This window comes from Streptomyces gilvosporeus (genome assembly GCF_002082195.1).
Lineage (GTDB): Bacteria > Actinomycetota > Actinomycetes > Streptomycetales > Streptomycetaceae > Streptomyces > Streptomyces gilvosporeus.
In genome coordinates, this window is record NZ_CP020569.1 from 4,264,723 (window position 1) to 4,281,833 (window position 17,111).

Consider the following 17,111-nt stretch of genomic DNA (forward strand, 5'->3'; position numbering starts at 1 on the left):
CCGACATTCACCACGCCGCCCCGGCCCCCGCGTTACCGCCATTGAGCCCCGCAGGGCTGCCCGAGCCGACCGGACCGGTCGGGCTTGTCGAACCACTCGGACCGCTCGGACTCACCCCGGGAGGCGTCGCCCCGCCCGCCATCTTCCCCGCAACAAACGACCACCCCACACACCCGGCACACACCACGGCCGCCAGAGCGATCCCCCCGAAAACCTTCCCAAAACTCTCATCCAGACTCCGCCGAGTCCGCTGCCCCCCAAACATCAACGCATCCCGCAACCTCCGCCGCCGCACGGAAACCGACTCCAACAACTGACTGTCGTAGTCCCGCGCCACGGCGCCCCCTCCTCAGCTCTCCCCTGCTCCCTGCGGGGACACGATACGGCGCGGGTGCGGCGGGGTGTCCAGCGCGTGCGTGGTCGCTCCATCGCAGGGCCACTGCAGACGGTGCTTACCTAGCGCCCCGCGCTAGAACCGACGGTAGCGGCCAGTGCCGTCCGGACAGGAATGCGGATCAGCCACTCCCAGGTTCTCCGACCGAACTGCAACAACTACCGCGATTTCACCCATCCGTTATCCAGCAAGGCGGCTACTCGACCGGCGATGTTCTCGTGATCTGGGCCATTCTCGGCCCAGGTAGACCAGTAGATCGAGATTTGGAACGAGAGGACTTCGGGCTCCCTCGAGATCCTGTACTCGATCGGAGAATACTGCGTCTTGGGACTCACCGGACCGTACACCCAGCTGGCGTTATTGAATTTTTCAACCCGCTGATAGACAAACCCATCCCCGTATCCAAGCCGGAAGGAATCCGCATCATCGAGGTGAGGGTTGTCGGGGAGGCGCACCAACATAGACTTGAACTGGATTTCCTGCCAGCCGATCGGCAAATCCAACCTATCGCCCTCTTGGTGCTGCAGCGCCCCCTTGACGAACCGAAACGACGAGGCTTTGTCGATCTTGCCCACTTCGAATTCGCTGCCATTTACCCAATATGCTCGAACTCGAGCATCCTCTGGAGCATCATGACGTCGCAGCATCAAGAATTTTGATTCACGTTCACAGTCGTCGAGCGGCAGATCGAAATCATCCATCCAATACTCAGACCAGAGACTCATGGAGAGTGGCTCACAAAGGCCCGAAGAGAAGTTAAATACAGCCTCCAGCGCAGTGTCGGCCAGATCCAAGTGACCGGACGGAGAATACTCGAATTCCCTTTCCAGGCGAATGGTGAACCCTGGAAAATCCAGCATGTCGGCGTAGGTCACAGCACCCGTTCCCATCCAGTCGCACTCGGCACTATTTCCGCAATCACTCCGTTATCCGGGTCGATAAAGGTGATGCGATCCAATTCAGCCGCCTCCGGCTTATTTTGCATCAAATTTTCTATGATTTTGTCGAAGATGTCTACAGTTCGGATGGGCGTGCCGTCGGGTCGCGAGTATTGCGTCTTCCCGTCAGGGAACCTTTCGGTTATCTGCCCCTTCCCCTTCGATCTGAAGGTAGCTATCTTCATGTATACGCTGGCATCGCGCGGGCGCGGAATAGGGGCCCCCTCCACTGCGCGATCCAATACCTTCTTGAGCGCGTGATTAATTCCGTCAGTAACATCGGAAAATTTTTCGACTGGCTCTGCGACCGTAGTCACTTCCACTCGGTGAACGATCGGACCATCGGGCATCGCCAGGCCGAGATCAAATTCCGACATGTCCTCACCATTGGGACGTTTTGGCGCATCGACTTCCAAAGCTGTATGGAGGACATGGTCCGGATGCTCTTCCAGGAGTCGTCTCGCTTCACGCATTTCGTGCAAGACTTGCCCCTCGAATTGCGAATTCACCTTCCGGCTGTGGAACTCCAGCCACCTATCCAGGTCGACCACCCTTGAAGCAGTCGGACCAAGTATGTCCTCAGCTTGACGGCGACGCTCGGGGATACTCGTCCGTTGCTCAGAGCCATCTGCTGGTGTGTCGGTAGGCGTCTCGCCGTCTCGTGTCAGTGGCTCGTCAGGGGCACCGTGCGGATGACCCGGCACATCGTGTGACGGAGCGGCTTCGTCGCCGCCTCCCCCTGGCCCATGACCAGTCTGCGCGTGGCCGCCCGGCCGTTCAGCACTTGCGTCGTGGCCACCTGCCCCGTCGCGACCCGAAGTGTGCTGGTCGTGGCCGGTCCCTGACGGTGCCCCGTGCCTCTCACCAGTGCCACCTCGCTGTGTCGGCCATTCCTGCCCAAGTCCCGAGCCCTTGCCTTCTGCTCCGGTGGCCTCGGAGGACTGATGGCTGGCCTGTGGGCCGAGGTCACCTCGCGGGGAGTTCCCGTCCCCTGCGTTGGCCATGGCGTGGTGACGCTGTTCGGCGCCTACGGTGGCCAGTTCGTGGTCCGTGGGTGCGGTGGCCTTTTCGGGTGGAGTGTTGTGCAGGGTTTCCCGTTGGGCGGCCGATGGCTCCCATGTCGCGTCGGAGCCCGTCTTGGGGATGCCCTGGGCGTCGACCACCTTCCGGTCGGGGGTGAGGAAGGTGTTGTGGTCGTACATGATCGACCCTGGTGGGACTTTGCCGGCGCCGTCGGGTAGGTGGATGGCGGTTTTACCTGGGGGCAGGTCCGGGAGGGGGCCGTCCAGATGTACGGGCTGGCCGTTGGGCAGGTGGACGGCGCCGGAGGCGTCGGTCCTGCCGGTGACGGTGAACGTCTCGCGCAGGTGGTCGAGGGCTGCGCTGGTTTTGACGGCCTTGAAGGCGTTGCCGATGGCTGCGTCGAGTTTGGTGAGTTTGGCTGCGGCGCCGACAGCGTTGACGATGTGGGTGGTGGGGTCCATGTAGCGGGTGACGCGGCCGACCCTGGCGGCCGCGTTGGCGATCTTGGCGCCCGCGCCGGCCGCTTCGGCACCCGTTTTCACGGCGCCGCTGCCGCCACGAGTGGCAAGCAGGGTCCCGATGTTGAAGAACGATGCTCCGGCTGCCCGGCCCGAGTTCTTGTCCCACTGGTCCCAGGCGACCATGGACTTGCCGACCTCAACGGTCGTCTTCATGCTGTCCGTCATCCAGGACTTGACGCTGCCATCGGGCAGCAACGGGACCAGGGGCAGCAGGAGCGGCACGGTCGTGACGGTGGCCAGGTGGCCCATGCTCTTCCATGCCGCGCCGAAGTTGTCACCCCACGGGTTGAGCAGCGTGCCGAGTCCCTTGAGGGTGCCCCACATGCCGTCGATGACGGTGCCGTCCCAGACGAAGTTCTTGACCCAGCTGACCACGGCGCCCGGGTCGTACCAGTGGCGTTTTTGGTCGACGACCTTGCCCCACGGCGTATCGCCCGCCGACGACATGGCCTGTTTGGTCAGGCCGTAGGTGTGGCCGCCCTTCTTCGTGCCGTCACCAAGCGACCAGGGGGTGCCGTGGACCAGTGCAACGATCTTGTTGGCGGCTGCCACCTCCGCTGCCCAGAACGCCTGGACGGTGGCGGAGACCTCCTGTATCAGCTGCTTGTTGACGGCGACCTTGACCGGGTCGTACTGCCAGTCCTCGTCGTCCTTGATATCGGCGACGAAATGGGCGGCGGCGCCTTCGAGTTTGTGGAGCCTGGCGACCAGGGGGCGCACCTCGGCCGCGAACGTGTCCAGGGCGGCGCCGACCTTCTCCAACTCGTCGGCGAAGTGGTTCGCCTTGGTGGCGACCGGCTTGGTGGTGGCGAACAGCTGCTCCGCCTCCGGTGCCGAGTAGTACGCCCGCAGCCCCTGGAAGGAGGAGTGGACATCCGCGCCCTTGTCGCGGATGGCGCCGGCTTCCTTCTTCAGCGCCTTGGCGCGCGCTTCGACTTCTTCGAGGTTGCCGGTGTAGGTGGGGATGCCGGACGGGTCGATGTGGTCGGCGCTCACGTGTAACTCCCCCTACTTTCCACCATGACCATGACCATGCGTGCCGGTGTGCTTGTGTGGGTGCAGGTCGGGCGCCTTCAGGGCCTGTTGGAGCGTGTGCGAGGCCATCCGCTCGTCGCCCTCGAGGTACTCCCGCGCCGCGTTCGCCGCGCCGTCCACCGACTTCTTTGTCCGGGCCAGCAGGAACGTCAGATCGTCCTGTGTCTTTGCGGCGAACTCGGCCAGGGCACTGGCGAGCAGGCCGGATGGTGCGGACTTGCCATCGGGGCCGGGCGGGCCGGACGGCGGCTTCTCGCCGGCCATCTGGAGCGTGCCCACCGCGTGTGCGGCCTTGAGCAGATCGCCCTTCGGACCCCCGTAGGCGGAGATCTGCTCACCCAGTTCGCCCGCCGTGCGGCTGGTCTTGTCCAGCACATGGTTCACGCCCGAAGGCGTGAGGTCCCACCCCGTCATCCCTACCGCTCCCATTCCCCGGGCCAGGCTCCCCCCTGCCCGTACATGCACGTCAACCGTCGGCACAAGCACTCACATGACGCCGACCCGATGCCGTCAGCCGATGCCGTCGACCGCGGCCTTCGCCCGCTGCAACGCCGTGTGCGCCGTACCGTCGTTCTTCTCCAGCGTCGTGCGCAGCAGATGAATGATCGAACGCACCTCGCTCGCCGAACGGTTCCAGCGCTGCTCAGCCCCGTGGTACTGCTCGGACACCCCATCGGCGGAGAAGTCCGCCATCGCCGCCTTCACCTGACGATCACGCTCACCGATCAGGGACTCCAGCCGGGCAATCACCGACTGCAGATTCGTCTGCGCCTCGGCCGAGGCACCCGTGTCGTAGCTCCGCCGGTCCGCGCCAGCCGTCATGCTTCTCATCCTCCCCGTGGAAACCGGCGGCAGCCCAATGGGCTCGCTCCCCTACCGGTTCTTGCCTTGACAGTGCCTTGACTGCGTCGTGTATGGGCTGTCGGCTCAGCGACCCGAGAAGCGAGCCGCATCGAAGTTGGCCGACGACATCGACTGCCGCGCATTGTCAGCGGCCTCGTGCTCACCGGCGATGAACGACCGGTCCATGCCCTTCTGACCGCCCAGGATCGAACGCAACGCACCGTTCAACGACGCCGCGATCTCGTCCGAATTACGCTTGAAATTGTCGAACGCGGTCTTGCCCGCGCCGTTGAACTTGCCCTCCAGCGGCTGCGCCGCCGCGACCAGCTGCTTGACCAGCGCGCCGAGATCCTCCGACGATCCCTGCGTCTGCCCCGACAGCGTCGACAGCGTCTGGCTGCCCATGTCGAACTTGAGCCCCATGTTGCTCACCCTCCCCCTTGACCTACGAGCCCCCTGGCCCCTCATGTTGCCGTCCTTGTCCACCACCCAACCGGCACCGCACCAGCTCACGCAAGCCGATTGCGTCGGTGGACCAAGCGACACCTTCACCATGCCAGACGCCACTGACAATCCACCGGTTTCCGGTCGACACGGGGGACGACGGCCGTCAGTCGGTACCCCGGACCCGCTCGACGAACGCCGCGAACGCGGGCGTGGGGAAGGCCAGGACCGGCCCGCCCGGGTCCTTCGAGTCACGGACGGCGACCCGCCCGCAGTCGTGACCGGGGAGGCATGCCACCTCGACGCACTCGTTGCCCTCGCCGCCGCTGTAGGTGCTTTTGAACCAGGCGAAGGACGTGGCTTCGGTCCGAGACAGCGGGCGATCAGTCATGAGACAGCTCCTGTCGTGCTTTGGCCAGCAGTCGCAACGACGCCGAGGAGTCGGCTGCTTGCGAGCGTAGGTAGTCGAACGTGAGTTTATAAGCGGACACGTCCTCTGGGTCATCGAGATACAGGCCACGGCGGCGCATCTCGATGTAGACCACGGCCATGGAGTTGAGCGGGTTCCGTTCGTCGTTCCTGCCCAGGATGACGAAGTGGCCGGCCCCTGCTGCATGGGCACCGGCGCTGAACGGCAGGATCTGGATCTCGACCGTTGGACTCTGCGCCATCTCGTGGAGGTGATCCAACTGATCCGCCATCACCGTTGAGTTGCCAACAGTCCGGCGGATTACCGCTTCGTCCAGCACCGCCCACAGGTGCAGCGACGGCTTCCGCTCGAGGATGCTCTGGCGCTGGATCCGAGCGTCCACCATCCGCTCGATCGCATCGTTCGGGCTGCGAACCTCGCGCGCCTGGTGCACTGCGTGGGCGTACTCCCGTGTCTGAAGCAGACCCGGGATGACCGTGTTGGCGTAGAGGTACTCGTACTCGGCCTCATGCTCGAAAGACACCAGGGGGTCTATCCACTCCGGTACCGCAGTGTTGCCGACCCACCAGCCATCGGTCTGCGTACGTGCCACTTGCACCAGAGCATCACGTTCGCTTGCGGATGCATCGCAGGCATCGGCAAGCGACTTCACTGTCGCCCACCGAATACGGGCCGGTCCTGCCACATCTCGTAACGGCTGACGGTCGCCTTGCTGACCCCGGCACGCTCGGCCACCTGCGACTGCGTCAGGCCGCATCGCTCGCGCAACGCGATCAGGCCACGAGCGATCTGCATGCGCCCAGCCGGTCCGGTGAGTGTCGCCGTCATCCCCGCCCCTGTCTTCCTCCCCATGCCGCCCATGAGGCAGCCCAACGGAGCGAGCGTACGCAGCAATTGATCCACTTCCGAGGTCCTGCACCGCGCGTCACCCACATCAGTGAAGTCCACCTAACAGGAAGCCATTCATTGGACTCCAATGACAAGGTTCTTATGACGTACTGATGCCTGCCCCACAAAGGGAGTTGAGCGCATGGCCAGTCTCATCCGTCGCACCCTCATCCGCCTCCAAGCCCTCCTCACCCCCCAGGGCCGCCACCGCGCCAAGGCGCCAAGCCGTCAGCCCCGCCCCGTACGACCCGCCCAGCTGGCCCGCAACACCACCCACCGCCCCCGCCGCCCCGGCCCGTACGCCATCGACAGCCCCATCGACGGCGACGCCACCGTGATGGTCCGCCCCTACCTCCTCGCCCTCTCCGCGGAGGCGGCGCGATGAACGGTGACGACCCGGACGTGCGGGTGCTGCCCCGGACCGTCGGAGACGGGCGGCCCTGTTATCTGTCCACCGACGGCACCGGACCCGTATCGCGGTTGGCCAACCGGATCGAGGCCGTGCAGCTCGGCCTCGCGGGGAGGGTGCTCGGGCACGGGCGGAGGGTCCTCGCGGAGTGCGGGCCCCCAGCGGTCGCCGAACTCCGCTTCTTGTGCGTGCAGTTGGTGGAGGCGCTGCACGATGCGCTGTTCATTGCCGAGAGCCGGGGAATCCGGCTCGCACCCGCGGATGACGACGAGGGGGGCGAGGACCCCGACGAGCCACCGGCTTCGGCGCTGGCCTCGCTGCCCGGTGGGGAGCTCGCCTCCGCGGGCGCCGCCCGTCGCTTCGTACGGGACGTGGCGCGGTCGTGGCGGCTGCCCCGGGGAGCGGCCGACGACCTGGAGACGGTCACCGGAGAGCTGGTCGCCAATGCGCTGGAGCACAGCGACAGCCGTTTCCTTGTCGTCGAGCTGACGTGCGTGGGCCGGGTGGTACGGGTTGACGTATGTGACGAAGGGACAGGCCGGGCGGTCGTACGGCAGGAGCCGTCCGCCGAGCAGGAGCACGGGCGCGGACTGCCGATCGTCGCGGCGCTGAGCGAGCGGTGGGGGCAGGACAGAACGGACGACGGGCACACCGTCTGGGCCGAGGTGGACGTCCGTCGGAGGGGCGGCGCCCACGTAGAGATGCCCACGTAGAGACGTAGGGGTGGGGAAAACCCCACCGCCACTGCCCCAGTCACCCCATGGCAGCCGGGACCCCGGCCCGGCAGGCTGGGTGCATGACGGAAAGTTCCCCCATAAGTGCCGGTCGCGGGCCTGGTGGCGGCCACGGCGGCGGCCCCGAACACGGCCCCGGCCACAGCCTCGGTGACGGCCCCGGTGACGGCCCCAGCGATGGCCCCGCCGACGACGCACTCCCCCCGCCCCAAGCTCCTCTCAGCCGCTGGACCCGGCGGGAGATCGGATATCTGCTGCTCAACCTGCCGCTGAACGTGCTCGCGTTCGTGGTGCTGATGGTCTGGCTGGCGCTGGGATTCGGGCTGGCCGTCACCGTTGTCGGGCTGCCGTTGCTGGCTAGTGGGCTGGTGGCGTGCCGGTGGTACGGGAAGGTGGAGCGGGGGCGGGCGCGGGCGTTGCTCGGGGTGCGGGTTGACGAGCCGAGCGCGCTGCGGTCACCGGGGCAGGGGTTCTTCTCCTGGTTGCGGACGCGCCTGACGGATCCGGTGGCCTGGCGGCATGCGTTGTTCGTGTTCGTGCGGCTGCCGTGGGCTGTGTGCACCTTCTCCATCACGCTGGTCGGGCTCGTCGTGGGATGGCCGGTGCTGCCCTGGCTGACGCGCTGGCTGTCGAACGTGGACCGGGCGATGGTGCGCGGACTGCTGGCGCCCTCCGACGAATGGGAGCGGCGGATCGCCGAGCTGGAGGCGGACCGGATGACGGTCAGCGACACGGCGGCGGCCGATCTGCGGCGTATCGAGCGGGATCTGCACGACGGGGCACAGGCCCGGCTCGTGGCGCTGGCCATGGGGCTCGGCCTGGCCAAGGAGAAGCTGCTGGAGGATCCGGACGCGGCGGCGGCGATGGTCGACGAGGCGCATGGCGAGGTGAAGCTGGCGCTCCAGGAGCTGCGGGATCTGGCCCGGGGGATCCATCCGGCGATCCTGACCGACCGGGGGCTCGGCCCGGCGCTGGCCTCTCTGGCCGGGCGCTGCACGGTGCCCACCACCGCCTCCGTAGAGCTGCCGGAACGGCCCGCGCCCGCCATAGAGGGGATCGTCTACTTCACCGTCTCCGAGCTGCTCCAGAACGTCGCCAAGCACAGCGGGGCGCGTAGGGCGTCGGTGGAGGTGCGGCAGGTCCGGGACCGGCTGCTGATCCGGGTGGCGGACGACGGACGGGGCGGGGCGCGGCTGGACGGCGGGAGCGGGATGGCCGGGCTCGCCGAGCGGCTGGGGTCGGTGGACGGGCGGTTCGTACTGGACTCGCCGGCGGGCGGGCCGACGCGGGTGACGGCGGAGCTGCCGTGGCGGGGGCGGGCGGCGACGGGTGCCGAGCAGCCGGTCCGTGCGGGCCAGGGCGGCACTCGTCCACAGGTCTGACGGTGGTGGGGATAACCCCAGGTGAAGAGTGCACTGAGCCTCATGGTGCGGGCGGCGCCGGCCGCGGAAGCTGTTCGTAGCCGAACAGAACCCACCAACGGACAGACGGATGGACCACGCCACGATGGACCTCGCATACGCATCCACCCCGCCCCGCGGCTCCCATGTGCCCGTGGGGCTGCGCGCCCCGTTTTCCGGGTGGGCCTGGCGCGAATTCCTCTATCTGTTTCTCAGTCTGCCGATCGCCTCGCTGATGTTCGCCTATGCGGTGGCGGTGGTTTCGGCCGGTGCGGGGCTGCTGATCACGTTCCTGGGCATCCTGGTGCTGGCCGGCGGGCTGGCGGGCTGCCGGGCGCTGGGGGTGGTGGAGCGGGGGCGGGCCCGTGCGCTGCTGGGGCTGGAGGTGGCCGAGCCGGCGCCGGTGCGGGCCACCAAACCGGGGCCGATGGGGTGGATAGGGGCCGTCCTGAAGAGCGGTGTGTCCTGGCGGCACCTGCTCTACTGCCTCTTCCACTTCCCGTGGGCGCTGTTCTCCTTCGTGCTCGCCACGGTCTTCTGGTCCGTGGGCTGGGCCCTGCTGAGCTATCCGCTGTGGCGGTGGACGTTCCCCGCGTATCTGGGAGTGCCCGGCATCCAGCTGTGGGGCGACCACGACGGCCATGGCCGCTACCTCGCTTCACCCGCGGAGATAGCGGGCGTCAGCGCCGTCGGGCTGCTGCTGGTGCTGGCCGGGCCCTGGCTGATCCACGGGCTGACGCAGGTGGACCGGGTGATGGTGCGCGGGCTGCTGGGGCCGTCCGCACTCGCCGGGCGGGTCTCGGAGCTGGAGTCGGACCGCGGCGTGATGGTCGATACGGCGGCGGCCGATCTGCGGCGTATCGAGCGGGAACTGCACGACGGGGCGCAGGCCCGGCTGACCTCGCTGGCCAGAGACCTGGAGCTGGCGAAGGAGAAGCTGGCACGGGAGAAGCCGGCGGACGGCCCGGAGGCCGCCGCGCGGGTGGTGGACGAGGCGCACGGCGAGGTGAAGGTCGCGCTCCGGGAGCTGCGGGATCTGGCCCGGGGCATCCATCCGGCGATCCTGACCGACCGGGGGCTCGGCCCGGCGCTGTCGGCGCTGGCCGCGCGCTGCACGGTGCCGGTCGCCGCCTCCGTCGACCTGCCCGTACGGCCCGCCGCCGCGATCGAGGCCCTCGCTTACGTCACCGTCTCCGAGCTGCTGGAGAACGTCTCCCGGCATGCGCGGGCCACCCGTGCCACGGTCGACGTCTGGCGCGCGGCGGACCGGATCGTGCTGCGGGTGACCGACGACGGCCGGGGCGGCGCGACCACCGACGCGGGCGGCCGCCTGGCGGATCTTGCCGGGCGGCTCGGCTCGGTGGACGGCCTGCTGGTGGTGGATTCCCCGGCCGGGGGCCCGACCTCCATATCCGCCGAGCTGCCATGGCGGGGGCGGTAGCGGGCCTGCTCCCCTGCGGGCGAGGCCGGGGCCGAGCCGGCCCCGGCTCCCCGCCACCCCCGCAGCCGAGGCCGGAAGCGGAAGTTATCCACAGCTCCCCCGCGCCAACCCCCCGTGCTGGAATGCTGGGCCCTCAGCCGGGGTTGTACGGGAAGCGGGGGGAACCAGAACCATGAAGAACAGCGTGCAGGTGGTCATCGCCGAGGATTCGGTGCTGCTGCGGGAGGGGCTGACGCGGTTGCTGACCGACCGCGGGCATGACGTCGTGGCCGGTGTCGGAGACGCCGAGGCGCTCACCAAGGTGATCGGGGAGCTGGCGGCCGAGGACGCGCTGCCCGACGTGGTGGTGGCGGACGTGCGGATGCCGCCGACGCACACCGACGAGGGGGTGCGGGCGGCCATCAGACTGCGCCGCGAGCACCCGGATCTGGGCGTGCTGGTGCTGTCGCAGTACGTCGAGGAGCAGTACGCCACGGAGCTGCTGGCCGGCTCCACCCGGGGTATCGGCTATCTGCTCAAGGACCGGGTGGCCGAGGTCCGGGAGTTCGTCGACGCCGTGGTCCGGGTCGCCGGGGGCGGTACGGCGCTGGACCCGGAAGTGGTCGCGCAGCTACTGGGGCGCAGCCGTAAGCAGGAGGTGCTGGGGCGTCTGACGCCGAGGGAACGGGAGGTGCTGGGGCTGATGGCCGAGGGGCGGACGAATTCCGCGATCGCCCGGCAGCTGGTGGTCAGCGACGGTGCGGTCGAGAAGCACGTCAGCAATATCTTCCTGAAGCTGGGGCTGGACCGGAGTGACGGGGATCACCGCCGGGTGCTGGCGGTGCTCACATACCTGGGCTCCTGAATCCGGCCCGGACAGGCCTGGCACACCGTCAGATGCGCAGGCCGCAGGGGTGCCGTAGCGGCGCCCCAGAGGGGCCGTCCGGGGACCAGGACCTTGGACCTAGAACCATTGGACGAGTCCGGAGCGTCATGAAGAAGGGATGACGAGGGCGGTAATTTCGTGACAAACCATGCCAGTACGGTGTCTCATTACGGCGTCCATAATGTGACCGGCCCAGGGAAGGCGACCCTTACCCACGTACGATGGAGAGGGGACGACCGGTCGGTACGGAGCGTCCCGAGCCCTGCCTCCGGCGGGGAAGCCGCACCCCTCGAGGGAGGTCCGAAGCAGTGACCAGCCAGGTCAGTAGCCCAGCCGAGAAGACCGACGGTGCGCTTGTCGGCGAACAGCGCGCGCCCGGTGCCGGCGGGGAGGGCAAGGAAGTCCGGCGCCTGGACCGGGTGATCATCCGCTTCGCGGGTGACTCCGGTGACGGCATGCAGCTCACGGGCGACCGGTTCACCTCCGAGACGGCGTCGTTCGGCAACGACCTGTCGACGCTGCCGAACTTCCCCGCCGAGATCCGGGCGCCCGCCGGCACCCTGCCGGGCGTCTCCAGCTTCCAGCTGCACTTCGCCGACCACGACATCCTCACCCCCGGTGACGCCCCGAACGTCCTGGTGGCGATGAACCCGGCGGCACTGAAGGCGAACATCGGCGACGTCCCCCGGGGCGCGGAGATCATCGTCAACACCGACGAGTTCACCAAGCGCCCGATGGCCAAGGTCGGCTATGCGACCAGCCCGCTGGAGGACGGCTCGCTGGAGGCATACAACGTCCACCCGGTGCCGCTGACGACGCTGACGATCGAGGCACTCAAGGAGTTCGGGCTCTCCCGCAAGGAGGCCGAGCGCAGCAAGAACATGTTCGCGCTGGGCCTGCTGTCGTGGATGTACCACCGGCCGACGGAGGGCACCGAGAAGTTCCTGCGCGCGAAGTTCGCCAAGAAGCCGGATATCGCGGAGGCGAACGTCACCGCCTTTAGGGCGGGCTGGAACTTCGGCGAGACCACCGAGGACTTCGCGACGTCCTACGAGGTCGCGCCGGCCACCAAGGCGTTCCCGACCGGCACGTACCGCAACATCTCCGGCAACCTCGCGCTGTCCTACGGACTGGTCGCCGCCTCGCAGCAGGCGGATCTGCCGCTGTACCTGGGCTCGTACCCCATCACCCCGGCCTCCGACATCCTGCACGAGCTGTCCAAGCACAAGAACTTCGGTGTGCGGACCTTCCAGGCGGAGGACGAGATCGCGGGCATCGGTGCGGCGCTGGGCGCGGCGTTCGGCGGCTCGCTGGCGGTCACCACGACCTCGGGCCCCGGTGTGGCGCTGAAGTCGGAGACCATCGGACTGGCGGTCAGCCTGGAGCTCCCGCTGCTGATCGTGGACATCCAGCGCGGCGGCCCCTCGACGGGCCTGCCCACCAAGACCGAGCAGGCCGACCTGCTCCAGGCGATGTACGGCCGCAACGGCGAGGCCCCGGTGCCGATCGTGGCGCCGAAGACGCCCGCCGACTGCTTCGACGCGGCGCTGGATGCGGCCCGTATCGCGCTGACCTACCGCACCCCCGTCTTCCTGCTCTCCGACGGCTATCTGGCCAACGGCTCCGAGCCCTGGCGGATTCCCGAGGTCGACGAACTGCCCGATCTGCGCGTCCAGTTCGCCTCCGGCCCCAACCACGAGCTGGCCGACGGCACCGAGGTGTTCTGGCCCTACAAGCGCGAGGAGCACACCCTCGCCCGGCCCTGGGCGATTCCGGGCACGCCGGGCCTGGAGCACCGTATCGGCGGCATCGAGAAGCAGGACGGCACGGGCAACATCTCCTACGACCCCGCCAACCACGACTTCATGGTGCGCACCCGTCAGGCCAAGATCGACGGCATCGAGGTCCCCGACCTCGACATCGACGACCCGTCCGGCGAGGCCAACACCCTGGTCGTGGGCTGGGGTTCGACCTACGGGCCGATCACGGCGGCGGTACGGCGCGTAAGGGGCGCGGGGGAGCGCATCGCACAGGTGCATCTGCGCCATCTCAACCCCTTCCCGAGGAATCTCGGCGAGGTCCTGCGGCGTTACGACAAGGTGGTCGTGCCGGAGATGAACCTCGGACAGCTCAGCACCCTGCTGCGCGCCAAGTACCTCGTCGACGCGCGCTCGCACACCCAGGTCAGCGGCATGCCGTTCAAGGCTGAGCAGCTCGCGGAGGTCCTTAAGGAGGCCATCAATGACTGAGACGATCCCGGAGGAGAAGCCCGCACAGATCGAGGCGCTCTCCCTGGTACCCAAGGCCGAGGCCAAGCAGTCCATGAAGGACTTCAAGTCCGACCAGGAAGTGCGCTGGTGCCCCGGCTGCGGTGACTACGCCGTCCTCGCCGCCGTCCAGGGCTTCATGCCCGAGCTCGGCCTGGCGAAGGAGAACATCGTCTTCGTCTCCGGCATCGGCTGCTCCTCCCGCTTCCCGTACTACATGAACACCTACGGGATGCACTCCATCCACGGCCGCGCCCCGGCCATCGCCACCGGCCTGGCCTCCTCGCGGCGCGATCTGTCGGTCTGGGTCGTCACCGGTGACGGCGATGCGCTCTCCATCGGCGGCAACCACCTCATCCACGCCCTGCGGCGCAACGTCAACCTCAAGATCCTGCTGTTCAACAACCGGATCTACGGACTGACCAAGGGCCAGTACAGCCCGACCTCCGAGCTCGGCAAGATCACCAAGTCGACGCCGATGGGCTCGCTGGACGCGCCGTTCAACCCGGTCTCGCTGGCCCTGGGCGCCGAGGCGTCCTTCGTGGCCCGCACCGTCGACTCCGACCGCAAGCATCTGACCTCGGTGCTGCGCGCGGCCGCCGCCCACCCGGGCACGGCGCTGGTGGAGATCTACCAGAACTGCAACATCTTCAACGACGGCGCCTTCGAGGTCCTCAAGGACAAGGAGAAGGCCCAGGAGGCGGTCATCCGCCTGGAGCACGGCGAGCCGATCCGCTTCGGCGCCCCGGCCCCGGACGGCCTGGGATCCAAGGGCGTGGTCCGCGATCCGGCCACCGGCGACCTCAAGGTCATCGACGTCCTGGCGGAGGGCACCGACGGCGTGCTGGTGCACGACGCCCACGCCGCCTCCCCCACCACGGCCTTCGCCCTGTCCCGGCTCGCCGATCCGGACACCCTGTACCGCACCCCCATCGGCGTGCTGCGCGATGTCGAGCGCCCGGTCTACGACACCCTCATGTCCGACCAGCTCGACTCCGCCGTCGAGCAGAAGGGCAAGGGCGACCTCTCCGCCCTGCTCGCCGGCAACGACACCTGGACCGTGGTCGGCTGACCGGCTCCGCGCGCTGCCTCCACGGGTGCCCGTACGCGAACGTCTCACGGCGTTGCGTGCGGGCATCCGTGCGTGGTGGACGCGCGTCCGCGGTTGCCCGTCCGCCGGGCCGAGGCGGCGCATTGCGCGGCGCGCGGCAGCACCGTAGGGCGGATGCGCTCGCGGAGGCGCTCAAGGCTCGCTCCCCCCTGCCATGACCGTATGGCGATACGGGCATGACAGCGGCGTCGCGCGGCGCTACCTTCCTTGGGTCGTCACAGCACCACAGGGAGGGCGATATGCCGTCTCGGAACGATCAGCGCACGGGACTCGCCCTCGGCTTGGCCGCGTACACCATGTGGGGCCTGCTGCCCCTGTACTGGCATCTGCTGGACGCCGCCGCGCCGTCGGAGATCCTCGCCCACCGCATGGTGTGGTCGCTGCCCGTCGCGATCGTCCTCCTGGCCGTGCTGCGCCGCTGGGCCTGGATACGCCCGCTGCTGCGGCAGCCCAGGCGCCTCGGCCTGATCCTGGTGTGCACCCTGGTGATCTCGGCCAACTGGTTCCTCTACATCTGGTCCGTCAACGACGGGCATGTGCTCGAAGCCTCGTTCGACTACTCCTCTAAAGGACAGCTCTAGGGAAGGCACGAATGCCAACTTCCCTACACAGCGAGTTCGAGCGATGACCATCGCTCAGTCGTCCACATCGGTTCAATCTCGATGTACGGACCAGGGAACAACTCAACACGCTTGATGAGCGTCGCGAGTATCCCTCGCACGACCGGTACGGGGAGGCTGTCCCACTCCTCCACCAGGTTGCGGACCGCGGGCAGGTACGGCGTCGACCCATCCGCCTTAACGTCCTCGTCTTCCAGCTTGAGCAGATCTTGCTCGATCTTCGCTCGCTGGTTCTTGAGGGTCTCTTTCGTTCGCAGGAACTCGGCCCGGTCGAGGTCGCCGAGTGCATGCATGGTGTTCGCGTTGTCGATGCCCGCCTGAACCTTGAGCAGCTCGGCCTCTTTCTGGGCTTTCTGCTTCGCTCGGTCTTCCTTTGCGTGGTTCAACTCGGGCAGCGGTACGCGGTTCTCGTCAACCTCGTTGGCGAGTTTGACGAGCCAGTCGTAGACCTTCTCCTCGGCGTACGAGCGACGTACGTATACCCCCTTGCAGGATCGGTCCTTGGCGTACGTCTTACAGCGGTACTTGTTCGCCGTGGCGCCTGCGTTGAAGACTCCCGCGCGCCCGGTCTTGCACCGGCCGCACCAAGTCATACCGGCAAGCGGGTACTTGGGCTGCCGTGCGCGAGGCGGCGTATTCTTCGTCCGCTCGCGCGCGAGTAGGTACGCATCCCATATTGCTTGGGCGTCCTCGGCCTGCTGCTCCTCGCTCTTCTCCTCTCCGTCTTGTGGGAGCCCGATGAGCGGTTTGTGCGCTCCGGGTATGTGGATGTAGTGCGCCCGCGTTTTGCAGGGCTCTTCGAGCCCTTGGCAGGTGTCGGGCCTGTGGACGTGCAGCAGGCCGGCCGCAAAGCCCGAGTCCATGTACCAACGCAGTGCCTCATGGGTCCATGGCTTGCCGCGGGTGTTCAAGTACCCGTTGCGGTTGAGCCAGGCTGCGAGCGGCATGTATCCCTCGCCGTTGACGTACCGCAGGAAGAGGCCGCCGTACGCCGGCCCGGCGTCGTTGGGTTCGTACCGTTCCTCTTGCGGCTTGCCTTCAGGGTCGATGCGCCGGTACCAGGTGTATCCCGCACGCCGTTTACCTGCTGCGGGCAGTCCGTGCTCGCGCCGCCAGTCGTGGGTTTCCTTCCACTGTTCGCCGGCGCGGTCGCTCTCGAACGCTGCGACCTCGAACAACATGCCTCGGTGGAAGCGGCCGGCCGCTGTGGTGGCGTCGACCTCTTCGGTAGCGGATTCCAACTGCCCGCCGATGCGTTCGACTCGGGCGAGGTTGATTGCTACGCCGTGGCGCGAGCGTCCGAAGCGGCTGTACTTCCAAACGGCGATCTCGCGCGCCTGGTCGTTCTCAACGGCAACGATCGCTTCCATGATCTTGCGTTTGAAGTTGCGGCCGGTCTTGTCGAGATCCTCGATCCAACGCACGATCACGCGGTTTCGGCGCCGTGCCCATTCCTTGATTGTCTTCTTTTGTAGTTCCGGGCTGATCTTCTCCTCTTTCCAGGTTGAGACCCTTATGTACCCGATGGCGGGCACCGGTTCGTCGCCGGCGCCCGCCTCTGTGACTGCACGAAGCAACTTGCCCCCTGCTGTGGTCGGTTGGGTTTCGGGTAGGCCGGGTGCGCTACCCCCGCGATAGCGCGCTTTCGGCCGACTCGCCTGTGTCGTTGGGGTGTTGTGGGTTGGGTACGTCGAATAGACCTCGGTCCATGTGCTGGAAAGCGAGGTTGTACCCCTGGTTGATGGTGC

17 protein-coding genes and 1 pseudogene are annotated in these 17,111 nt (G+C 67.5%); 8 read left to right on the plus strand and 10 right to left on the minus strand.

Annotated features, from left to right (window positions below; genetic code table 11):
* Positions 1 to 7: 7 nt before the first annotated feature.
* The 9 genes from B1H19_RS39865 to B1H19_RS39870 all read right to left on the minus strand — a co-directional run bounded on the left by B1H19_RS39865 (position 8) and on the right by B1H19_RS39870 (position 6,423).
* Entirely contained in the window at positions 8 to 337 is a 330-nt protein-coding gene (locus B1H19_RS39865) for a hypothetical protein (protein ID WP_083105816.1), read from the minus strand.
* A 215-nt stretch (positions 338 to 552) separates the two neighbouring features.
* Positions 553 to 1,269 carry a hypothetical protein gene (locus B1H19_RS38690; protein WP_159028072.1) on the minus strand — a complete coding sequence of 239 codons (717 nt, stop codon included), beginning with the start codon at positions 1,267 to 1,269 and terminating at the stop codon, positions 553 to 555.
* Positions 1,266 to 3,872 (minus strand): hypothetical protein, encoded by a 2,607-nt coding sequence (locus B1H19_RS18830; RefSeq protein WP_083105818.1) that lies wholly within the window; start codon positions 3,870 to 3,872, stop codon positions 1,266 to 1,268. Before B1H19_RS18830 ends, B1H19_RS38690 begins: the two co-directional genes overlap by 4 nt.
* A gap of 12 nt (positions 3,873 to 3,884) precedes the next feature.
* Positions 3,885 to 4,325 carry a DUF6507 family protein gene (locus B1H19_RS18835; RefSeq protein WP_159028073.1) on the minus strand — a complete coding sequence of 147 codons (441 nt, stop codon included), beginning with the start codon at positions 4,323 to 4,325 and terminating at the stop codon, positions 3,885 to 3,887.
* A 96-nt stretch (positions 4,326 to 4,421) separates the two neighbouring features.
* Entirely contained in the window at positions 4,422 to 4,733 is a 312-nt protein-coding gene (locus tag B1H19_RS18840; RefSeq protein ID WP_083105820.1) for a pore-forming ESAT-6 family protein, read from the minus strand.
* Positions 4,734 to 4,838: 105 nt separating this feature from the next.
* Positions 4,839 to 5,177: a hypothetical protein gene (locus B1H19_RS18845; protein ID WP_083105821.1), complete on the minus strand. Its 339-nt coding sequence runs from the start codon at positions 5,175 to 5,177 to the stop codon at positions 4,839 to 4,841.
* A 187-nt stretch (positions 5,178 to 5,364) separates the two neighbouring features.
* The gene (locus B1H19_RS18850; RefSeq protein WP_083105822.1) at positions 5,365 to 5,589 is read right to left on the minus strand and encodes a DUF397 domain-containing protein; all 225 of its coding nucleotides are present in this window, start codon (positions 5,587 to 5,589) and stop codon (positions 5,365 to 5,367) included.
* Positions 5,582 to 6,280 (minus strand): DUF5753 domain-containing protein, encoded by a 699-nt coding sequence (locus B1H19_RS18855; protein WP_237289387.1) that lies wholly within the window; start codon positions 6,278 to 6,280, stop codon positions 5,582 to 5,584. The genes B1H19_RS18850 and B1H19_RS18855 overlap by 8 nt, the downstream gene beginning before the upstream one ends.
* The gene (locus B1H19_RS39870; RefSeq protein ID WP_237289389.1) at positions 6,277 to 6,423 is read right to left on the minus strand and encodes a helix-turn-helix domain-containing protein; all 147 of its coding nucleotides are present in this window, start codon (positions 6,421 to 6,423) and stop codon (positions 6,277 to 6,279) included. Before B1H19_RS39870 ends, B1H19_RS18855 begins: the two co-directional genes overlap by 4 nt.
* A gap of 235 nt (positions 6,424 to 6,658) precedes the next feature.
* Between B1H19_RS39870 and B1H19_RS18860 the strand changes: the two genes are divergently transcribed.
* The 8 genes and pseudogenes from B1H19_RS18860 to B1H19_RS18895 all read left to right on the plus strand — a co-directional run.
* The gene (locus tag B1H19_RS18860; protein ID WP_083105823.1) at positions 6,659 to 6,901 is read left to right on the plus strand and encodes a hypothetical protein; all 243 of its coding nucleotides are present in this window, start codon (positions 6,659 to 6,661) and stop codon (positions 6,899 to 6,901) included.
* Positions 6,898 to 7,638: an ATP-binding protein gene (locus tag B1H19_RS38695; RefSeq protein WP_159028074.1), complete on the plus strand. Its 741-nt coding sequence runs from the start codon at positions 6,898 to 6,900 to the stop codon at positions 7,636 to 7,638. The genes B1H19_RS18860 and B1H19_RS38695 overlap by 4 nt, the downstream gene beginning before the upstream one ends.
* Before the next feature lie 83 nt (positions 7,639 to 7,721).
* Positions 7,722 to 9,041 carry a sensor histidine kinase gene (locus B1H19_RS18870; RefSeq protein ID WP_083105824.1) on the plus strand — a complete coding sequence of 440 codons (1,320 nt, stop codon included), beginning with the start codon at positions 7,722 to 7,724 and terminating at the stop codon, positions 9,039 to 9,041.
* Positions 9,042 to 9,150: 109 nt separating this feature from the next.
* A complete protein-coding gene (locus B1H19_RS18875) occupies positions 9,151 to 10,500 on the plus strand; it encodes a sensor histidine kinase (protein WP_418361454.1) in 1,350 nt (449 codons plus the stop codon).
* Between the two features lie 172 nt (positions 10,501 to 10,672).
* Positions 10,673 to 11,344: a response regulator transcription factor gene (locus tag B1H19_RS18880; RefSeq protein WP_083105825.1), complete on the plus strand. Its 672-nt coding sequence runs from the start codon at positions 10,673 to 10,675 to the stop codon at positions 11,342 to 11,344.
* 329 nt (positions 11,345 to 11,673) lie between these two features.
* On the plus strand, positions 11,674 to 13,614 hold the full coding sequence (locus B1H19_RS18885; RefSeq protein ID WP_083105826.1) for a 2-oxoacid:acceptor oxidoreductase subunit alpha: 1,941 nt from the start codon (positions 11,674 to 11,676) through the stop codon (positions 13,612 to 13,614).
* A complete protein-coding gene (locus B1H19_RS18890) occupies positions 13,607 to 14,704 on the plus strand; it encodes a 2-oxoacid:ferredoxin oxidoreductase subunit beta (protein WP_083105827.1) in 1,098 nt (365 codons plus the stop codon). The genes B1H19_RS18885 and B1H19_RS18890 overlap by 8 nt, the downstream gene beginning before the upstream one ends.
* A gap of 278 nt (positions 14,705 to 14,982) precedes the next feature.
* A pseudogene (locus B1H19_RS18895) lies at positions 14,983 to 15,303 on the plus strand (EamA family transporter); the annotation flags it as partial.
* Positions 15,304 to 15,347: 44 nt separating this feature from the next.
* Here B1H19_RS18895 and B1H19_RS18900 read toward each other — a convergent pair.
* Complete coding sequence (locus B1H19_RS18900; RefSeq protein WP_083105829.1) at positions 15,348 to 16,940, minus strand: recombinase family protein; 1,593 nt, start codon at positions 16,938 to 16,940, stop codon at positions 15,348 to 15,350.
* Positions 16,941 to 17,111: the final 171 nt, after the last annotated feature.

Excerpts from the sequence above, each read along its gene's own strand:
- B1H19_RS18835 (WP_159028073.1), bottom strand. The coding sequence starts at position 4,325 with ATGACGGGGTGGGACCTCACGCCTTCGGGCGTGAACCATGTGCTGGAC.
- B1H19_RS18860 (WP_083105823.1), top strand. The coding sequence starts at position 6,659 with ATGGCCAGTCTCATCCGTCGCACCCTCATCCGCCTCCAAGCCCTCCTC.
- B1H19_RS18845 (WP_083105821.1), bottom strand. The coding sequence starts at position 5,177 with ATGGGGCTCAAGTTCGACATGGGCAGCCAGACGCTGTCGACGCTGTCG.
- B1H19_RS38695 (WP_159028074.1), top strand. The coding sequence starts at position 6,898 with ATGAACGGTGACGACCCGGACGTGCGGGTGCTGCCCCGGACCGTCGGA.
- B1H19_RS39870 (WP_237289389.1), bottom strand. The coding sequence starts at position 6,423 with ATGCAGATCGCTCGTGGCCTGATCGCGTTGCGCGAGCGATGCGGCCTG.
- B1H19_RS18875 (WP_418361454.1), top strand. The coding sequence starts at position 9,151 with ATGGACCACGCCACGATGGACCTCGCATACGCATCCACCCCGCCCCGC.
- B1H19_RS18840 (WP_083105820.1), bottom strand. The coding sequence starts at position 4,733 with ATGACGGCTGGCGCGGACCGGCGGAGCTACGACACGGGTGCCTCGGCC.
- B1H19_RS18870 (WP_083105824.1), top strand. The coding sequence starts at position 7,722 with ATGACGGAAAGTTCCCCCATAAGTGCCGGTCGCGGGCCTGGTGGCGGC.
- B1H19_RS18890 (WP_083105827.1), top strand. The coding sequence starts at position 13,607 with ATGACTGAGACGATCCCGGAGGAGAAGCCCGCACAGATCGAGGCGCTC.
- B1H19_RS18850 (WP_083105822.1), bottom strand. The coding sequence starts at position 5,589 with ATGACTGATCGCCCGCTGTCTCGGACCGAAGCCACGTCCTTCGCCTGG.
- B1H19_RS18880 (WP_083105825.1), top strand. The coding sequence starts at position 10,673 with ATGAAGAACAGCGTGCAGGTGGTCATCGCCGAGGATTCGGTGCTGCTG.